The sequence below is a fragment of the Caballeronia sp. BR00000012568055 genome (assembly GCF_029439455.1).
Lineage (GTDB): Bacteria > Pseudomonadota > Gammaproteobacteria > Burkholderiales > Burkholderiaceae > Caballeronia.
In genome coordinates, this window is the sequence record NZ_JAQFVG010000301.1 from 31,470 (window position 1) to 50,468 (window position 18,999).

The window sequence follows — 18,999 nt, forward strand, 5'->3', positions numbered from 1 at the left end:
CGTTAGGTTAAGTTCCAGCGGCTTTCTCCAGATCCATCAGCATGCGTTCGACGCGATCCGCGAGTTTCTCCGTGCTCACTTTTTCCCTCAATCGCCCGACGATCAGCGGAAAGGCGAACGGCGTCGGTTTTTTCGGATGCGTGAGCGCGAGGCGGCTGTCGTTCATGCGTTCGAGCGCGGCGCGGATTCTGCCGAGTTCCAGTTCCTGCAACATGACTTCCTGATCGGCTTGTGCGAGCAGCAGATTATCGCTGTCGTGCTTGCGGAAGACTTCGTAGAACAGTCCGCTCGACGCCTGCAATTGCCGCGCACTTTTCTGTTGCCCCGGATGGCCCTGATAAATCAATCCCGACACGCGCGCGATCTCGCGAAACCTGCGTGCCGATAGCTCCGACGCATTGAGACTCGCCAGAATATCGTGCTCCAGATTCTCCGCCGAGAATAAACCTTCCGCGATCAGCGTCTCCCAGTCGAACGGGCGCGCGGAAAGCAATTCGAAGCCGTAATCGTTCATCGAAATGGAGAAGGTGGAGGGCTGATCGCGCGCGACGCGCCAGCCGATCAGCGAGCCGAGGCCGATATGCGCCATGCGTCCCGCGAACGGATAGCAGAAGAAATGATGCCCTTCGCGCGAACGCACGTTTTCGACCACCAGCACGCCGGGTCCGGGCAGCGCGGACCACTTCGCCTGCAAATCGAGCAGCGGTTTGATGGCCTGCATCTCGGGTTCGTCGTAGATGCCATCGCTGGCGCGCGCCAGCATCACCAGCGCCGACTCCGCCAGTTCCGACGATAGCGGCATCTTGCTGCCCGCCCATGTCGGCATCGCGCCGCGCGAGGACGTCGCGCGTTTGACGTAGGCGATCATATCGCGCACGCGGATCAGTTCGAGCGTGCGTCCGCCGAAGGTGAAGACATCGCCGGGCTTGAGCCGCGAAATGAACGATTCCTCCATCGCGCCGATGCGTCCGCCCGTCATATACGCCACATTGATCGTGCCATTCGAAACGATCGTCCCGACATTATTCCGATGCCTTCTCACCAGATCCTCACGCGGCACGCGATACACCCCGTCATCGCCGCGCACCACGCGGTGATAATCCGGATACGCCCCAAGCGATGCGCCGCCACGCTCGACAAACGCCAGCGCCCAATCGAATTCCTTCTGTGTCAGATCGCGATACGCATACGCGCTGCGCACTTCATCGAGCATGGGAGCCGCTTCGAAACCGCCGCCGATCGCCACGGTCACGAGATGCTGAACCAGCACATCGAGCGGCTTGAGCGGCATATCGCGCCCTTCGATACGGCGCTCGCCGATCGCCCAGCGCGCCGCCGCCGCTTCGACCAGTTCGAGCGCATGCGTCGGCACGATCGTCACGCGCGACACGCGTCCCGGCGCGTGGCCGGATCGGCCGGCACGCTGCATCAAACGCGCGACGCCCTTCGGCGAACCGATCTGAAACACGCGATCCACCGGCAGGAAATCGACGCCGAGATCGAGACTCGACGTACACACGACCGCCTTCAGTTGGCCGTTCTTCAAACCCAGTTCGACCCAGTCGCGCACTTCCTTATCGAGCGATCCGTGATGCAGCGCGATCAGCCCGGCCCATTCCGGCCGCGTCTCCAGCAAGGCGCGATACCAGATTTCCGCCTGCGAACGCGTGTTGGTGAACACCAGCGAGCTTTGCGCGCGTTCGATTTCATCGGCGACGGGTTTGACCTGACGCACGCCGAGATGCCCGCCCCACGGAAATCGTTCGATGGTCGCGGGAATCAGCGTATCGACGATAAGCGTTTTCGGCTGCGCGCCTTGCACGACCACGCGCGGCGTTTTTACGGGATGCAACAGCGCATCGTGCGCGAGTGCGAGATTGCCGAGCGTCGCCGACAAGCCCCAGATTTGCAGATCGGGACGCCAGCGCGCCAGCCGCGCGATCGCCAGTTGCGTCTGCGTGCCGCGCTTGTTGCCGAGCAACTCGTGCCATTCATCGACCACGATCATCCGCAGATGCTTCAGTTCGTCGCGTGCGTTAGCGCGCGTGAGCATCAGCGTGAGGCTTTCGGGCGTGGTCACGAGCGTGGACGGCATGCGGCGGTTTTGCTTCGCGCGTTCGCCCGATTGTGTATCGCCGGTGCGCAGGCCGATGGTCCACGGCACCGAAAGCGCCGTGACCGCCGTTTGCAGCGCGCGGGCGGTATCGGCGGCGAGCGCGCGCATCGGCGTGATCCAGAGGACGGTGAGCGGCGCGTTCGGTTTTTCGTTGGAAAACGCGGCGAGTGCGCCGAGCCAGATCGCCCAGGTTTTGCCCGCGCCCGTGGTCGCGTGAAGCAGGCCGCTCGCGCCGCGTTCGACTTCGCGCCAGACCTCGCGCTGGAAGTCGAACGGTTTCCAGTTGCGCTCACCGAACCATCGTGCGATGCGTTCATCGATGGGTTTCGCGGCTTCGATTGCGTCGTAGACCAAAGGCGCAGGTTTGAACAGCTCGGCGGCAGCGTCGAGCTTTGCCTGTGCGGCTTGTGTGCGAGGAATTCGACGCGGACGCGGACGTGGCGATGTGCTCATGCCATCGCCTCGTTGAGGAAGCCTTTGAGCATATCGAGCGTGTCGGCGTCATCGATTGCCTTGTCGGTGCGCCAGCGCAGCATGCGCGGAAATCGCACCGCGATGCCCGACTTGTGACGCGGACTCGCCTGAATCCCTTCGAAGCCGATCTCGAACACGAGAGTCGGCGTGACGCTGCGCACTGGCCCGAACTTTTCGATGGTCGTCTTGCGCACGATGGCATCGACCTGGCGCATTTCTTCATCGGTGAGGCCGGAATACGCCTTGGCGAAGGGCACGAGCGTGCGCACTCCATCGGCTTCGTCCCAGACGGCGAAGGTGAAATCCGTGTAGAGGCTCGCGCGCCGGCCGTGACCGCGTTGGGCGTAGAGCAAGACGGCATCGATCGCGTATGGGTCGATCTTCCACTTCCACCAGGTTCCCGACGACTTGGTGCGGCCGACGCCGTACATCGACGAGCGTTCTTTCAGCATGAAGCCTTCGACGCCGCGCGCTCGGCTTTCGTCGCGCAATGTCGCCAACGTGGTCCAGTCTTTCGCGGTGACAAGCGGCGACACGCGCAAAACGTCCGCGTGCAGCGATGACGCCAGCGCATCCAGCCGCGCACGACGCGCATGCAAAGGCTCGGTGCGCAGATCGCGGCCATCGGCTTCGAGAAGATCGTAGGCGAGCAGGGCGGCGGGGGAATCGGCGAGCACTTTCTTCGTCAGCGATCTTCGCGTGATGCGCGGCTGCAGACGCGCGAACGGCAGCGGCGCGTCCGCGCCCGGTTCCCACGCGAGGATTTCGCCATCGATCACGGTGCCATCGGGCAGCGCTTCACCGAGCGCGGCAAGCTCGGGAAATCGCTCCGTGACGAGGTCTTCACCGCGCGACCAGATCCACACGCGCCCGCCGCGCTTGACCAACTGCGCGCGAATGCCATCCCATTTCCATTCGATGATCCACTCCGAGGGATCGCCCAGCGTCGCGGGATCGGCCTGCAACGGATGCGCGAGAAAGAACGGAAACGGCAGCCCGAGATCGCTTTCGTGCGGGGTATCGACATCTTCGCCTTCGACGGCGGGCGCGATCAGTCGCAGATAACGCGCCGCGCTCGGCGCTTGCCGCGAGTCGGTCCAGCCGACCATGCGCTGCGCGATACGCTTATGATCGACGCCCGCGACTTCGGCCAACGCGCGCACCACCAGCTGCCGCGCGACGCCCACGCGGAAGCCGCCGCCGATCAGCTTCGTCAGCAGAAAACGCTCGCTCCAGTTCAGTTCGTCCCAATACGACAGCAGCCGCTCGCGCAATTGTTCAGGCGACGCGCGGCGCAAGGTCAACACACGTTCTTCGATCCACTGCGCAAGCCCCAACTCCGACTCACGACTGGCGGGCGGCAACACATGCGCAATCGTCTCCGCCAGATCGCCGACCGCCTGATACGACTCTTCGAACAGCCAATCCGGCAACCCCGCGCGCGCACCAGCGATCTCCGTCATCAGCCGCGTCGGCACCGACTGACGCGGCTTCCCGCCCGCCAGAAAATACGATGCCCACGCCGCGTCTTCCGGTTCCGCCGCCGAGAAATACGCAATCAGCGCTTCGAGCTTTTCATTGGTCGATGTGGTGGCGTCGAGCGCGGTATAGAGCGTGGCGAAGCGTCTCATGTCGCCTCGGCCTTGTCAGCGGCGGCGGCTTCGATGTCGTCATCGCCGTATTCGGTTTTGAATGCGCCCGCGTCGAGACCTTGATCGCAAAGCCAGCGCACCATCGGTTCGATCTGACCATGCGTGACGATCACGCGCTCCGCACCGCTTGCGCCGATCGCGAGCTGCAGTCCCGGCCAGTCCGCATGATCCGACAGCACGAATCCGCGATCCACGCCCTTGCGACGCCGCGTGCCGCGCAGACGCATCCAGCCGGAGGCGAAGGCATCGCTGTAATCGCCGAAGCGGCGCATCCACGTGCTGCCTTGCGCGGATGGCGGCGCGACGATCAGCGCGCCCTTGAACATCGCTTTATCCTTCGCGGCGATTTCACTGACGAGACGCGTCGGTGGCAAGGCTACGCCCGCTTCGCGATAAGCACGATTCAACGGCTCCACCGCGCCATGACAAAAAATCGGACCGATGCCCGCATCGATACCCGCGAGCACGCGCTGCGCCTTGCCGAACGAATAGCAGAACAGCACCGACGCGCGCCCTTGCGATGCGTTGTGCCGCCACCAAGAATCGATGCCATCGAACACGACTTGCGACGGGTCCCATCGATAGATCGGCAGGCCGAACGTGGATTCGGTGATGAAGGTATCGCAACGTACGGGTTCGAAAGGCACGCATGTCGGATCGGGCTCGACCTTGTAATCGCCGGACGCGACCCACACGCGCCCCGCGTGCTCCACGCGCACCTGCGACGACCCGAGCACATGTCCCGCAGGATGCAGCGACACGCGCACACCGTTCACGTCGATTGCTTCTCCATAGCGCAGACCTTGCACATCGATACCCGGCAATCTCGACGTCAACACGCCGAGTCCCGGTTCCGCGCACAGGTAACGCGCATGCCCGAAGCGCGCGTGATCCGCGTGCGCGTGCGTGATGATCGCGCGTTCCACGGGACGCCATGGATCGATATAAAAGTGGCCCGGCGGACAGAACAGTCCTTCGGGTCGCGCGACGATGAGGTCGTTGGAGTTGTCCACGTATCGTTGATGCCGCTCTCGGTGACAGTCTCATGAAACCCTGAACCGTCGAGTTAGCGCGTAGTGTTCGATTCTGACAACAAAAGCACGTCATGTGCCCGTCATGGCGCTTTCATGATTGGCGACTAGGGTGTAAAAATTTAATTGGGCTAATTATTTTTCTTTGGTTTTCTTTTCCGTTGCCGTAAAGAAGGGTGGTATGCGAAACACGCGCGCACGGGGCGCGCGCGCCGCAGTCTCTTTTCAGATAAACGATCATGGATACGATGGTTGCTCCGACCGCCGCAGAAGCGGTCTGGATCGTCAGGCTACAAAGCCATCGACAATATGACTTTGTTCGCCTGAAGCGAGTGTTCAACGAGGTCGGCTCGCGGCATCAGGTCGTACTGGTCGATGTGCAGAAGCTGCTCGCCTGCGCCGATCGCGACGACACCGATTACGTGCTGAAAGCCGTCAACGACTGGCACGCCGGCAAGGTGCGCGGCATCCGCGAGTTTCTCGACCCGGACAATCCGCGTGTGCCCGAAATGCCGTACGTGACGATCACGGCGCGGCGTTCATCGGGTTTGCTCGGTTTGCTGGGCGTGCATCGAGAAGGCGTGGTCGCGTTTCGCAACGGGCAGCATCGCGCGCGCTATCTGGCGAACGCGGGCGCGTTGTGCATGCCGGTGGAAGTGCACGAGCGCGAAGCCGATTTGCTGCGCGAAATGTGCGCCGCGCCCGATGCGTCCAGTCCGGAGTACGGTGAAGTCTGAGCACTGAGGCTCAGCTCGAAGGCGCGTCCACGGTGTTGCGTGGCGTGCCGTCGAGCCATGCCTTCATATTGCCGAGCGTCGTGGCGGCGATCTCGATCAACGCCTCGCGCGTAAAAAACGCCTGATGCGCGGTAATGATGACATTCGGAAAAGTCAGCAGGCGCGCCAGCGTATCGTCCTGAAGCAGATTGTCCGAGTGGTCTTCGAAGAACAGACCGCCTTCTTCCTCGTACACGTCCAGCCCGAGATTGCCGAGTTGGCCGCTCTTGAGCGCGCCCACCAGCGCATTGCTTTCGACCAGTCCGCCGCGCCCGGTGTTGATGAGCATCGCGCCGCGCTTCATGCGATTGAGCGCGTCTTCGTCGATCAGATGGTAGGTGGATTCGAGCAGCGGACAATGCAGCGAGAGGATATCGGAATTCGCCAGCAGTTCGTCCAGTTCGACATAGCGTGCGCCGCGCGCGAGCAGATCGTCGGCGGGTTTGCCGGGATCGTAGCAAAGCAGCTGCATGCCGAAACCCGCCATGATGCAGCCGAACACGCGGCCGATAATGCCTGTGCCGATCACGCCGACGGTCTTGCCGTGCAGATCGAAACCGAGCAGGCCGGTGAGCGAAAAGTCGCCTTCACGCGTACGCGCCACCGCGCGATGCAGCCGCCGGTTGAGCGTGAGAATCATCCCGACCGCATGCTCCGCGACCGCGTGCGGCGAATACGCCGGAACGCGCGTCACCGTGATGCCGAGCCGTTTGGCCGCGTGAAGATCCACGTGATTGAAGCCCGCCGAACGCAGCGCGATCAGCCGCGTGCCGCCTTCGTGGAGCTTTTGTAGAACCGCTTCATCGACGGAATCGTTGACAAAGGGGCAAACGGCCGCGAACCCTCTCGCGAGGATGGCCGTTTGCGCGTCCAGATGGGCTTCCTGGAAATCCAGTTCGACGCCGAATGCTTCGTTGGCTTGCCGGAAGGTATCGGCGTCGTACTGGCGGGCACTGAATAGAATCAGCCGGTTGGAGTCTGTGTGGGGCATATCGGTGGCCAGTCGGTCAGTTGGAATGACGCGCCGGCCGCGTTTTGTACAGACCGTCGTGTCGTCAGTGCTGAGTGGCGGTTGCCTGCGTGGTCGCGCCGAGTGTCTGCGTCGGTCCGAAGGTCGGACGTTGACGGAAGACATCGTCGGGCTTGGCCGCGGCGGCGTTCACCTCCTGCGTCAGCTTTTCCAAAGCATAGTCGATGAAGAAGCGGGTCTTGGCCGGCAAATATTGACGTCCGGGGTAGACAATCGAAACTTTCATCTCCGGACCGTCGATAGCGTAGTCCGGCAGGAGGCGCACCAGCGTGCCGTCCTTGATGTCGTTCGCCACGATGCCTTCCGGCAAGATGGAAAAGCCCATGCCGCGCAGCGAGGCGAGCCTGACCATGAGCGCGCTGTTGACCGAATACACGGGCGCGAGCGTGACCTGTTCGGACGAGCCGAGCTTATGCCGGAAATGCCAGGACGAACTACGGATGTCGTTCGGCAGACCGACCGAAGGCATGTTCTGCAAATCCACCGGTGCGGCTGGCATTCCATGCTCCGCAATAAACGCGGGCGTGGCGACCGGCACCAGCGCATTCACACCGACCGGACGTTCGACCAACGCGGTACTCGACACCATGAAGGCAGTGACGATACCCACGTCATATCCATCTTCCACTAAATCGACATGTCTTTCGGCCAAAGTCAGCCGGACATTAACTTTCGGATATAACTTGCGAAATCCGTCAATTAATGGTGTCAGTGTCAACAAAGAAAGCGCGCTGGATGCGACTACGCGCAATGTTCCGCTGGGTTCACCCTCTGTATGTGTAACAGCGGATTCGAGATGATCCAATTCTTCCAGTAATGCCCTGCATCCTTCCAGATAACGCGTACCGGCTTCCGTCAATGAAAGATTACGCGTGGTGCGATTGATGAGGCGAGTGCGCAAATGTGCTTCGAGCATAGCAATTGCCCGAGTAACGAGTGCGTTGGAAACATCGAGCTGCTGAGCGGCGCGGCGGAAGCTTTCCGTATCTGCGACGCGCACGAAGACGCGCATTGCATGGATCTGGTTCATCTTTTTGCCCTCTCGGTTGTGCCACAGACTGGACAACTGCGCATTCGGGGAGCGCGTGTCCACTTTTTGAAAACCCTGTTTTCGGGATAATATTGACAGAAGGAACATATTGCAATATCAGAATTAACCTTAGAAGCAACTGGCAATAGTTGCCTGTTCAGGAAATGTTTTAGTTTTTTGTCTAATGAGTTGAAACTTGCGTACAGGCAGCGATTGTTGGTGAAATCGGCACATGAAACAGGGAATTTTGCTTATCGGATACGTACTTGGCACGCTAGACAAATATCGCTCTGAAAGTTGTTCGTATGGGGAATTTGCTTAAATGATTTACACGTGCTTTTGCGCGAGACGCTAAAACAAATATGGCGAAAATGCCACGTTGCTAAAGTTTATCAATTTGATGTCTATATTCCGCATTTCCAAAGTGCCGTGATTGCCGTTGTATATAGCGTGGAATAACGTTTCAACACAATCGATCGGGATGGGCCAAATTTATGCTTTGGCATCTGCTGGCGGCACAACCTGAAATCGCGTTATTTGCGAGTCTCGCAATCGGCTTTTTTATTGGCTCATTCAAGCTCGGACCCATTCAACTCGGCGGCGTGTGCGGCACGCTGATCGTCGCGCTGATTCTCGGCCAAAGCGGTGCGCGCATATCGCCCGATCTCAAGAATATTTCCTTTGCCTTATTCATTTTCGCGCTTGGTTTTACGGGCGGCCCGCAGTTTTTCGCCAACATAGGGCGTGGCTGGCGTTATGGCGCATTGTCGATAATCGAAGTCGTTGCGGTCGTCGCGCTCGTACTCGCGGCCGTGTCCATTCTTAAACTCGATGCGGGCACCGCAGCTGGTTTGCTCGCGGGCGGCGCAACGGAATCCGCAGTAATCGGCACGGCGTCCGAGGCGATCAACCGACTCGGACTTTCCTCGGCGGATACGGCGCGTTTGCAGTCGAATATCGTGACTGCGTACAGCGTGAGCTATCTCTTCGGGCTGGTTACGATCGTGCTGTTTTGCAGCCAGTTCGCGCCGCTGATCCTGCGCGTGAATTTGCGTGAGGAATCCGAACGGGTTTGGCGCGAACTCGGCGGCGATGGCGCGATGACCGAAGGCCAGTCACTCGCCATGTCCGTGCTCGCCGGACGTGAACTCAAGGTGACGGCGGCGGCGGGCGAGTCTATCGGTGATATCGAGAAGCGCTTTGGGCAGAACATCAGCGTGCAGCGCGTGTTGCGCGATCGCTCCGTCATCAAGGCGCAGCCGACGGTCGTCCTGAAGGCGGGCGACCGGATTGTGATCGGCGGGCGGCGCGAGGCGGTGATCGCGGCGATCGGTGTGATCGGCGAGGAAGTGTTCAATGGTGGCGGCTCGGACGTGGTTGTCGAAAAAGCCGACGTGATGCTCACACGCCGCGAACTGCACGGCCTCACGCTCGCGCAGGCGCGCGCGCGTGCTGCGCCGGCGGAGGGGCGCGGCGTGTTCGTCGCCGCCGTCACGCGGCTCGACAATACGATTCCCGCGCTGCCGAACACGCAGCTTCATCGCGGCGACGTGCTGACGCTGGTCGGCAATAAGGAGGATGTGGCGCGCGGCGCGTCCAAGCTCGGCTACATCATTCGCGCGACGCAGAAGACCGATTTCGTTTATCTCGGGCTGGGCGTGCTGATTGGCATCGGCATCGGCAGATTGTCGGCGCAGGTCGGCGGCGTGGAATTGACGCTCGGCACGGGCGGCGGCTGTCTGCTCGCGGGACTGCTGTTCGGATGGATTCGCTCGCGCTTTCCGGTGATCGGCTCGCTGCCCTCGGCGGCGGCGCAGATCATCAAGGACTTCGGGCTGTGCACGTTTATCGCGGCGGTCGGTTTGTCGGCGGGTGCGGATGCGTTGCGGCTGATCCGCGAATACGGCGTGGCGCTGCCGATTGCGGGCATCGTGATTACGCTGGGGCCGGCGCTGGCGTCGTTGTTTATCGGACGGATGCTGCTGAAGCTCGAAGTGCCGATGCTGCTCGGCGCGATCGCCGGTCAGCAATGCAGCACGCCCGCGATCAGCGCGCTTTCCGGCGTGACCGGCAACGCGACGCCGGTAATTGGCTACACCATTACTTATGCGATCTCGAACGTGCTGCTGCCGCTGCTCGGGCCGCTGGTCGTGGGGATCGCGAGCAAGATGAACTGAAACGCGTTGAATAGGGAACGGCATGGACTGGCTCCATCAGATCTTCCAGAAGATTCCGGAGACCGCGCTGTTTTTGTCACTGGCGGCGGGCTATCTCATCGGTCAGATCAGTTTCGGCAAGTTTCAACTCGGCGGCGTGGGCGGCTCGCTGCTGGCGGCGGTTGTCGTGAGTCAGGTCGGCGTGCAGATCGACAACGGCGTGAAATCGGTGATGTTCGCCGTGTTCATCTATGCGGTCGGTTATGAATCGGGGCCGCAGTTCTTCAACTCGCTGAATCGCAAGACGCTGCGCGAAATTGCGATGGCCGTGTTTCTCGCGGTGACCGCGCTGATCACCGTGCTCGTCTGCGCAAAAGTGTTCGGGCTGAACAAGGGACTCGCGGCGGGACCCGCGGGCGGCGCGCTGACGCAATCGGCGATCATCGGTACGGCGGGCGATGCCATTTCGCGGCTCGGTCTGCCCGCCGATCAGGTCAAGTCGCTGCAATCCGATGTGGCGATCGCCTACGCGGTGACGTACGTGTTCGGCTCGCTCGGCGCGATCATCGTGTGCGTCAATATCTTGCCGAAGTTCATGGGACGAAGTCTGCGCGACGCATCCGTCGATGCGGAGAAGTTGCTCGCGGGTGGCGGCACGGGACCGGGCGAAGGGCAGTTGTCCGCGTTGCCTTCGCTGGTCGGGCGGGCGTATCGCGTGACGAACGGGGCGACGGGGCGCACGGTCGCGGATATCGAAATCGGCGAGCAGGACATGATTACGATCGAGCGTATCCGTCGCGGCGGAACGTCGATCGAACCGCGCCCGGACGTCCGGCTGGAGCGATGCGACATCGTGCTGGTGGTCGGACGGCGCGACGTGATGGTCGGCGCGGCGGCGCAACTAGGGGAGGAAGTCGCGGATCACGACGGCATGAGTCTCGTCATGCAGAAGCGGCAGGGCGTGTTCACCAAACGCGGCATGAATCACACGAGCATCGCGGAAGTGCGCGCGACGGTGGATCGTGAAATGCGTCACGGCGTCTATTTGCAGGCGATTTCGCGCGCCGGCATGGCGCTGCCCGTGCTGCCGGAAACGCGCCTCGAACACGGCGATGTGCTCACGTTCTACGGCACGCCGCAGGATACGCAACGCGCCGTGAATGCCGCCGGTTACGAACTGCCGTACACCAACAAGACCGACTTTATTTATATGGGCGTGGGGATCGTGATTGGTCTGTTGATCGGGCTGATCGTGGTGCACGTGGGCGGCATTCCGATCACGCTCGGCTCGGGCGGCGGCTGCCTGCTCGCGGGCCTCGTGTTCGGCTGGATGCGCGGCAAGCATCCGATGTACGGCGTCATGCCGCCCGCTGCATCGCAATTATTGAAGGACTTTGGATTGGCGGCGTTCGTCGCGGTGGTCGGACTGAACTCGGGCTTGCAGGCGGTCGTGACGGTGAAGCAAAGCGGGCTGACCATCTTTCTGCTCGGCGTCTTCGTCACCTTATTCCCCTTGCTTCTGACGATGCTGTTCGGCCGCTACGTGCTGCGCTACGACAACGCGGCGATTTTCGCGGGCGCGCTGTCGGGATCGCGCAGTGCGAATCCGGCGTTCGGCGGCGTGCTCGACAAGGCCGAAAGCGCGGTGCCGACGGCGGCGTTCGCGGTGACGTATGCGCTGGCGAACGTGCTGTTGACGCTGCTCGGGCCTTTACTGGTCGGACTCGTTTAGCGATACAGGCAAGCTCCTTGCGCCATAATCGGCGGACTTAATTGGCGAAACAAGGAGGCTTTTCATGACGAATGCAATGCCAACCATCACGCTCCCGGACGGCGAATCGATCCCGAAACTCGGTCAGGGCACCTGGGAAATGGGCGAGCGTCCGGCCGCGCGCAAGGCGGAAATCGCCGCGCTGAAAGAAGGCGTCGATCTCGGCATGACACTGATCGATACCGCCGAAATGTACGGCGATGGCGAGAGCGAAAAGCTGATCGCTGAGGCGCTGGGCGATCGGCGTGACGAGTTGTTTATCGTCAGCAAGGTGTATCCGCATAACGGCAGCGAGCGCGGCGTGCAGGCGGCGTGCGAGCGCAGCCTCAAGCGGCTGAAAACCGATCGCATCGATTTGTATTTGCTGCACTGGCGCGGCGGCGAGGATCTGGAAGGCGTGGTTGCGGGCTTCGAAAAGCTCAGGGGCGACGGCAAGATTCGCCACTGGGGCGTCAGCAATTTCGATGTCGATGACCTCGAAGAACTCTTCTCGCTCGATGGCGGCGATGCCTGCGCCACCGATCAGATTCTCTACAACGTCGCGCGGCGCGGTCCCGAGTTCGATCTGTTCCCGTGGCTGCGCGAGCGCCGCATGCCCGCGATGGCCTACAGTCCGGTCGATCACGCGCGGCTGCCGCGAGGCGGCGCGCTGGAGACGATTGCGAAGGCGCGTGGCGTGTCGGCGTTTCAGGTGGCGCTGGCGTTCGTGCTGGCGCAGCCCGAAGTCTTCGCGATACCCAAGGCCGCCGATATCGCGCATGTGCGGGAAAATCGTGCGGCGCTGGAACTGGCTTTATCGGCGGATGAACTGGCTCAGATCGATGCGCAGTTCGCGCCACCCAAAGCCAGGCGACGGCTCGAAATGCTGTGATCAGCTACACGCGTGATGCAGATGCACCGAGCCGAGCACCGCGACTTCGGCCGGTGTGCGCTTCAGATCGGCTTCGTTGACTTGTTTGGCATCGGCGAGGAAATCATCGACGATGGACGAGACCTGCGTGTCGGTCAGACACAGCGACACACGCTTGGTCTCGGCATCCGGCACTGACGCGCGCTGCGACAAAAACAGCACGCCATATTGATACCCGCGCACGATGCCGCGCACCGCGCCCACGCACTGACCTTGCGCCGTGTTGTCGGACTTTGCGCTGCATTGCTGCGCGAGCGAGTAGGCGGAGAAGGTCGGATCGCTGGCGCCGGGCGTGGGCGCGTTTTGCGCCTGCACGGTGACGCCCATTCCAAGACCCAAGCCGAGCACGAGACCGATAGCGAAAGCGGGTTTCATCGATGGAATCCTCTTTATGTTGTTGATACGTGAACCGTTGAGAGGGTTCCGGGGCGCTTTGGTTCCGCTCGATGCCTAAGTGACGCGCTCGCCTTTCTGCATCACACGAAGCTCATCGACTGGAATATGACAGTGAATCACATGGCCATTACCTGCCTCGCGACACGGCGGCGTTTCGCTTTCGCAGATCGCGCCGATCTTGCGCGGACAGCGCGTGTGGAACACGCATCCCGATGGCGGATTCGCCGCGCTTGGCAATTCACCGGATAAACGGATGCGCGTGGCTTGTGTGCCATCGAGCGATGGCACGGAGGAGAGCAGCGCTTCGGTGTACGGATGTTGCGGGCCGTCGAACACATCGGCGGCTGCGCCCAGTTCCATGATGCGCCCGAGATACAGCACCGCGATGCGATCCGACAGATAGCGCACCACATGCAGATCGTGCGAGATGAACACGTAGCTCACGCGCCGCTCGCGCTGCAAATCCGCGAGCAGATTCAGGATCGCGGCCTGCACGGAGACGTCGAGCGCGGAGGTCGGTTCATCGCAGACGACTACGCGCGGATCGCCCGCGAACGCGCGTGCAATTGCCACACGCTGTTTCAATCCGCCCGACAATTGCCGCGTGCGCGAGCCGAGATATCGCTCGGGCAGACGCACGGCTTCGGTCAATGTGTGCAGGCGCTTTTCCTTCGCTTCGCCATGCAGCGCGGCGAGTTTCGACAGCGACCGCGCGATCAGTTGACGCACCGAATGCGCCCGGTTCAACGCCGAATCCGGATTCTGAAACACGATTTGCAGCGACTTCACCTGCTCGCCGCTGCGCTGCGTCACCCGTTCGGGAAGATGCGCGCCATCGAGTTCGAGCGTTGCGCCTTTGTCGGGCGCGACGAGGCCGAGCAGCAGTTTCGCAAGCGTCGTCTTGCCGCTGCCCGACTCGCCGACCAATCCGAGCGTTTCCCCTTGCACCAGATCGAGCGATACATCGTGCACCGCGCGCACTTGTTCATCGCCGACATCGAAGGTTTTGGAGAGATTGCGGGCGGAAAGCGCGAGCGTTTTTTCTTCCGATGCGGCGACCGGCACCGGCGCTTCGTCCGATGATCGTGGCAGGCTTTCCGCACGCTCGTGATAATGACAGCGCGCCATCTGATCGCCATGTTTCGCCGCGATACGATACGGCGGCGGCGCATCCTTCGCGCATCGCTCGTCGGCGAGTTTGCAGCGCGACGCGAAGATGCAGCCCTGCGTCACCGATCCCGGCAGCGGCAGCGAACCGGGAATCGTATCGAGACGGCCGGTTTCCTTGCTCCGGCCTTCGCGCGGCAGACAGCGCAGCAAGCCGACCGTGTACGGATGACGCGGTTTGGCGAAGACATCGGCGGTTGCGCCTTCTTCCACCAGCTTGCCCGCATACAACACGCCGACGCGGTCGCACATGCGGCCGATCACCGCGAGGTTATGGCTGATGAACAGCACTGCCGTACCGAGTTCCGCGCGTAGTTGCGCGATCAGATCGAGCACTTCGGCTTCGACGGTGGCATCGAGTCCGGTGGTCGGTTCATCGAGAATCAGCAGGGCGGGATTGCATGCCAGCGCCATCGCGATCACCACGCGCTGCTGCATGCCGCCCGACAATTGATGCGGATAACTATCCATCACCCGTTCCGGCGATGCGATCCGCACGCGTTTCAGCATATCCGCCGTGCGCTCGAGCGCTTCCGCCGCCGACGCGCCGCTTGCCTCGAACGCTTCCGATACTTGCCGCGCAATCGTCAGCGATGGATTCAGCGCGCGGCCCGGATCCTGATAAACCATCGAAACCGCGTTCGCGCGCATTTCACGCAGCGCTTCCGCCGACAACGACGCCACATCGCGCCCGCCGATGTTGATATGCCCGCTCTTCATCCGTCCGTTACGCGGCAGATAGCGCAGCACCGCGAGCGCCGCCGTCGACTTGCCGCAACCGGATTCGCCGACGAGCCCATACGCTTCGCCGCGCTTTACGCGCAAGGTCACGTCTTGCAGCACCTCACGCTCGCGTCCGCGCGATCGATACGTGACCGTCAGTCCGACGATGGTCAGCGCATCGGCCTGATCGCCTTTGGCGGCGCCGAACGTGGGAAAAGCCGATGGCGGCGGTCCGTTCATCGGTCGAGCACTCCTTGTACGGCGTCGGCGACGAGATTGACCGCGATCACCAATGAAGCGATGGCGGCGGCATCGAACACGACGGTCCACCATGCGCCGCCGGCCATCAGCGTATAACTTTCGGACAGCGCGAGGCCCCAGTCGGCGGACGGTGGCTGAATGCCGAAGCCCAGGAACGATAGCGTCGCGACCGCGAAGATGGCGTAGCCGAGCCGCACCGTCGCCTCGACGATGATCGGCGGCAGCACGTTCGGCAGAATCTCCGCGAACATGATGTACAGCGCGTTCTCGCCGCGCAATTGCGCCGCGAGCACGTAGTCGAGATGGCGTTCGCCGAGCACGGCGGCGCGCACGGTGCGCGCGGTGATCGGCGCGAAGGTCAGGCCAATCACGAGGATCACCGTCGTGTTGCTTGCGCCGACTGCAGCGAGCGCGAGCAGCGCAACGATAACGAGCGGAAGCGCGAGCATCGCATCGATCACGCGGCCGATCACGGCATCGACCCAGCCATCGAAATAGCCGACGATCAAACCGATTGCCGTGCCCGCCGCCGTGCCGAGCAAGGTCGCCAGCGGCGCGATGGTCAGAATGTCGCGCGAGCCGACGATCACGCGTGCGAACACGTCGCGTCCGAGTTGATCGGTGCCGAACCAGTGTTCGCCGGATGGCGGCGTGAGGGAGTTCAGCGGATCGGATGCGTAGGGATCGAGCGGGACGATCCAGTGGCCGAACAGCGCGCACACGACCCAGAACAGCAGGATCAGCACGCCGAGATCGAACGTGAGCGAACGTGTCAGCGCGCCTAACGCTTCGAAGCGACGCGGCTTTATCGATGCAAGCGTGCTCATCGCGCATCCCCCGTCCGCAGACGCGGATTCAGCACGACATACAGCGCATCCGCGATCAAATTCGCCGCCGTATAAATCACGCCGATGGTCAGCACGCCGGCTTCGAGCATCGGAAAGTCCTTGGCTTGTGCGGCGCTGTAAATCAGCGAGCCGATGCCCTGATAGTGGAACAGCGTTTCCACCACGACGAGTCCGCCGATCATGTAACCGAGCTGCGTCGCGGCGACGGTGACGGTCGGCAGCAACGCGTTGCGCAGCACGTGACGCAGAATCACGACATGACGCGGCAGGCCTTTGAGGATCGCGGTGCGCGTGTAATCGGCATCCAATGCTTCGACCGTGCCCGCACGCGCCATCCGCGCGATATAGCCGAAGAACACGAACACCAGCGGCAGCACGGGCAAGATCAGATGCTTGAGTTGCGTGAAGACACCGGCATCGGCGGGCGCGGTCGCTTCGATCGGCAGCCATTGCAGCCACACGCCGAAAATCAGAATCAGCACGATCGATGAAACGAATTCCGGCACCACCGTCGCCGTCAATCCGCCGATGCTGATGACGCGATCGATCCATCGTCCCGAATGCAACGCCGCATACACGCCGCCCGCGATACCCAGCGGCACCACGACGATAAACGCCAGCGCACCGAGCTTCGCCGAATTCCACAGCGCATTGCCGATAAACGGCGCGACCGGCGCGCGGAACGCGTACGACTCGCCCATATCGCCACGCAGGAAGTGGCTGATCCAGCTCGAATACTGCGTCAGCAAAGGACGATCGACGCCGAGCTGATGATTCAGCGCCGCGACCGCGCGTGCATCGGCTAGTGGACCGAGAATCGCGCGGCCGACATCGCCCGGAAGCAACTGGCCGCCCGCGAAGACGATCATCGACAGCAGCCAGAGCGTGATGAGCGCCAGCAGCACGCGCACGCCGACAAAGCGCACGATGCGCTTCACTCGGGCGAAGTCGGCGGGGCGGGCCGTCGGCGTAAGCGTGCTCATTTACGCACTCACCTGCGCACGGTCGAACCACATCTGCGAGATCGCGTTGAAGCGCACGCCGCTGACGTTGGAACGCGTGACGATCAACTGATCGTAGAAGTAGGGGATCACGACCGGCGTTTCATCGAGCAAAAGTTTTTGGATTTCGCCCGAAATCTTCTTCTGCGATGTCACGTCCAGCGCCGCGACAAAATCCGCGACGAGTTTGTCGTATTGCGGATTCTTGAAGTGCGCCGCGTTCCACGTGCCGCCACTCGTCAGCGGCGCGTTGAGGAACACGTTCGGCACGCCGCGATGCCCATAATCCGTAATGCCCAGCGGCGAATCCAGCCAATCCGATTTGCCGAAGGTGCCCGAGCCGTAATACAAGTCCTGGCTCTCGACCTTGAGTTGGATGCGAATGCCGATCGCCTTCGCCGCGTTCTGCACGACGACCGCGAGATCGGGAATCTCCATGTACTTTTCAGTGGTGAGCGTGACATCGAAACCATTGGCGACGCCTGCATCGCTCATCAGCTTTTTGGCCTGGGCGATATCGAACTTGCGCTGCGGCACGCTCAGATCGCTCGACGGAAACACCGGCGCGAACGGGCTGTCGTTGCCGACCTGCGCGCGTCCCTTGAACAAGCCCTTGACGATGACTTCGCGATTGATCGATAGCGCCAGCGCCTGCCGCACGCGCTTGTCCTTGAACTGCGCCGAGTCGCATCGCATATGAATCTGCCGATGCGAACTGGACTTCGTGCCGAGCACCTTGAACTGCGGATTCGTCAGCACCGATACGCCGCCTTGCACGGTGAAGTCGCCCATGACATCGGCTTGACGGCCTTGCATGGCGAGCAGTTGCGCTTGTTGATCGGCATAGAAGGAAAACTGCGTGCGGTCCGGCAGCGCTTTCTCGCCCCAATAATCCGGATTGCGTACGAACGATGCGCCCACTTTCGGCGTGTACTTTTCCAGTTTGAACGCGCCCGTGCCCATGAACGATTTTTCGTACGGACCGCTGAAATTCGCCGGGAGAATCACCGCGTTATACGTATTCGAGGAAACGTAATACGGGAAATTGCCATTAGGCGCGTCGAGGTGGAATTCGACGGTGTGATCGTCCACGGCCTTCGCCGAATCTTTCGACAACACGCCCTTGAGCACCGAGAGCGCCGCCGATCCCGCGTTTGGATCCGACAAGCGGTTGAAGGTCGCGACGACGTCTTTGGCGGTCATGGTCTGGCCGTCGTGGAACTTGACGTTCGGACGCAGCTTGAATGTCCACACATCGCCCTTCGCGTTCGATGACCACGAGAGCGCCAGCGCCGGACGCAGCGCGAGATGCTCGCTGTCGTCATCGATCAGAAATTCGCCGGTCTGATTGATGAGCGCGAGACCGGAGGCATCGGTGACGGTGAGCGGATCGACCGCGCCCGCCGGCGTCAAATGCGCGATGCGAATGGTGCCGCCCGGTTTGCCCGCGCCTTGTGCACGCGCCGCGCCCGACATGCCGAGCATGCCGGTGGAAAACGCGAAGCCCAACATGCCAGCATGACGCAGCAATTCGCGTCGGGAGAGACGCCCGGCCTTGAATTCATCGATAGCGTGATTGCCAGATTCGCCCGCTTGCGGACGAATGGCGTCCAGCGAAAGAGAATGCGCGTCGGTCGAAGATTTCTTCATCGGATCA

Annotated in this window: 14 protein-coding genes; 4 read left to right on the plus strand and 10 right to left on the minus strand. The window is 61.9% G+C overall.

Features of this window, described 5'->3' with window-relative positions; genetic code table 11:
* Positions 1-7: 7 nt before the first annotated feature.
* The 3 genes from P7F28_RS19450 to P7F28_RS19460 are packed head-to-tail and all read right to left on the minus strand — an operon-like array spanning position 8 to position 5,255.
* Positions 8-2,569, minus strand: a complete 2,562-nt coding sequence (locus P7F28_RS19450; protein WP_277186221.1) for a ligase-associated DNA damage response DEXH box helicase — start codon at positions 2,567-2,569, stop codon at positions 8-10.
* Positions 2,566-4,221 (minus strand): ATP-dependent DNA ligase, encoded by a 1,656-nt coding sequence (locus P7F28_RS19455; protein WP_277186222.1) that lies wholly within the window; start codon positions 4,219-4,221, stop codon positions 2,566-2,568. The genes P7F28_RS19450 and P7F28_RS19455 overlap by 4 nt, the downstream gene beginning before the upstream one ends.
* Positions 4,218-5,255, minus strand: a complete 1,038-nt coding sequence (locus P7F28_RS19460; RefSeq protein WP_277186223.1) for a ligase-associated DNA damage response exonuclease — start codon at positions 5,253-5,255, stop codon at positions 4,218-4,220. Before P7F28_RS19460 ends, P7F28_RS19455 begins: the two co-directional genes overlap by 4 nt.
* A 257-nt stretch (positions 5,256-5,512) precedes the next feature.
* Here P7F28_RS19460 and P7F28_RS19465 point away from each other — a divergent pair, with 257 nt between their 5' ends.
* Entirely contained in the window at positions 5,513-6,010 is a 498-nt protein-coding gene (locus tag P7F28_RS19465) for a hypothetical protein (RefSeq protein ID WP_277186224.1), read from the plus strand.
* 10 nt (positions 6,011-6,020) lie between these two features.
* On the opposite strand, the gene P7F28_RS19470 is transcribed toward P7F28_RS19465, so the two are convergent.
* The gene (locus tag P7F28_RS19470; protein WP_277186225.1) at positions 6,021-7,040 is read right to left on the minus strand and encodes a 2-hydroxyacid dehydrogenase; all 1,020 of its coding nucleotides are present in this window, start codon (positions 7,038-7,040) and stop codon (positions 6,021-6,023) included.
* A gap of 64 nt (positions 7,041-7,104) precedes the next feature.
* Positions 7,105-8,109, minus strand: a complete 1,005-nt coding sequence (locus P7F28_RS19475) for a LysR family transcriptional regulator (protein ID WP_370467362.1) — start codon at positions 8,107-8,109, stop codon at positions 7,105-7,107.
* Positions 8,110-8,603: 494 nt separating this feature from the next.
* Here P7F28_RS19475 and aspT (P7F28_RS19480) point away from each other — a divergent pair, with 494 nt between their 5' ends.
* The 3 genes from aspT (P7F28_RS19480) (at position 8,604) to P7F28_RS19490 (ending at position 12,907) form a co-directional block, all read left to right on the plus strand.
* The gene (gene aspT, locus P7F28_RS19480; protein WP_277186227.1) at positions 8,604-10,286 is read left to right on the plus strand and encodes an aspartate-alanine antiporter; all 1,683 of its coding nucleotides are present in this window, start codon (positions 8,604-8,606) and stop codon (positions 10,284-10,286) included.
* Between the two features lie 22 nt (positions 10,287-10,308).
* Positions 10,309-11,997: an aspartate-alanine antiporter gene (gene aspT, locus P7F28_RS19485; RefSeq protein ID WP_277186228.1), complete on the plus strand. Its 1,689-nt coding sequence runs from the start codon at positions 10,309-10,311 to the stop codon at positions 11,995-11,997.
* Positions 11,998-12,061: 64 nt separating this feature from the next.
* Positions 12,062-12,907, plus strand: a complete 846-nt coding sequence (locus P7F28_RS19490; RefSeq protein ID WP_277186229.1) for an aldo/keto reductase — start codon at positions 12,062-12,064, stop codon at positions 12,905-12,907.
* On the opposite strand, the gene P7F28_RS19495 is transcribed toward P7F28_RS19490, so the two are convergent.
* From P7F28_RS19495 to P7F28_RS19515, 5 genes are all read right to left on the minus strand, one after another.
* Positions 12,908-13,273, minus strand: a complete 366-nt coding sequence (locus tag P7F28_RS19495) for a hypothetical protein (RefSeq protein WP_277186310.1) — start codon at positions 13,271-13,273, stop codon at positions 12,908-12,910.
* Positions 13,274-13,396: 123 nt separating this feature from the next.
* Complete coding sequence (locus P7F28_RS19500) at positions 13,397-15,472, minus strand: ABC transporter ATP-binding protein (RefSeq protein ID WP_277186230.1); 2,076 nt, start codon at positions 15,470-15,472, stop codon at positions 13,397-13,399.
* Positions 15,469-16,320 (minus strand): ABC transporter permease, encoded by an 852-nt coding sequence (locus P7F28_RS19505; protein ID WP_277186231.1) that lies wholly within the window; start codon positions 16,318-16,320, stop codon positions 15,469-15,471. The genes P7F28_RS19500 and P7F28_RS19505 overlap by 4 nt, the downstream gene beginning before the upstream one ends.
* On the minus strand, positions 16,317-17,324 hold the full coding sequence (locus P7F28_RS19510; RefSeq protein WP_277186232.1) for an ABC transporter permease: 1,008 nt from the start codon (positions 17,322-17,324) through the stop codon (positions 16,317-16,319). Before P7F28_RS19510 ends, P7F28_RS19505 begins: the two co-directional genes overlap by 4 nt.
* Positions 17,325-18,992, minus strand: coding sequence for an ABC transporter substrate-binding protein (locus P7F28_RS19515; protein ID WP_277186233.1), 1,668 nt, complete (start codon positions 18,990-18,992; stop codon positions 17,325-17,327).
* Positions 18,993-18,999: the final 7 nt, after the last annotated feature.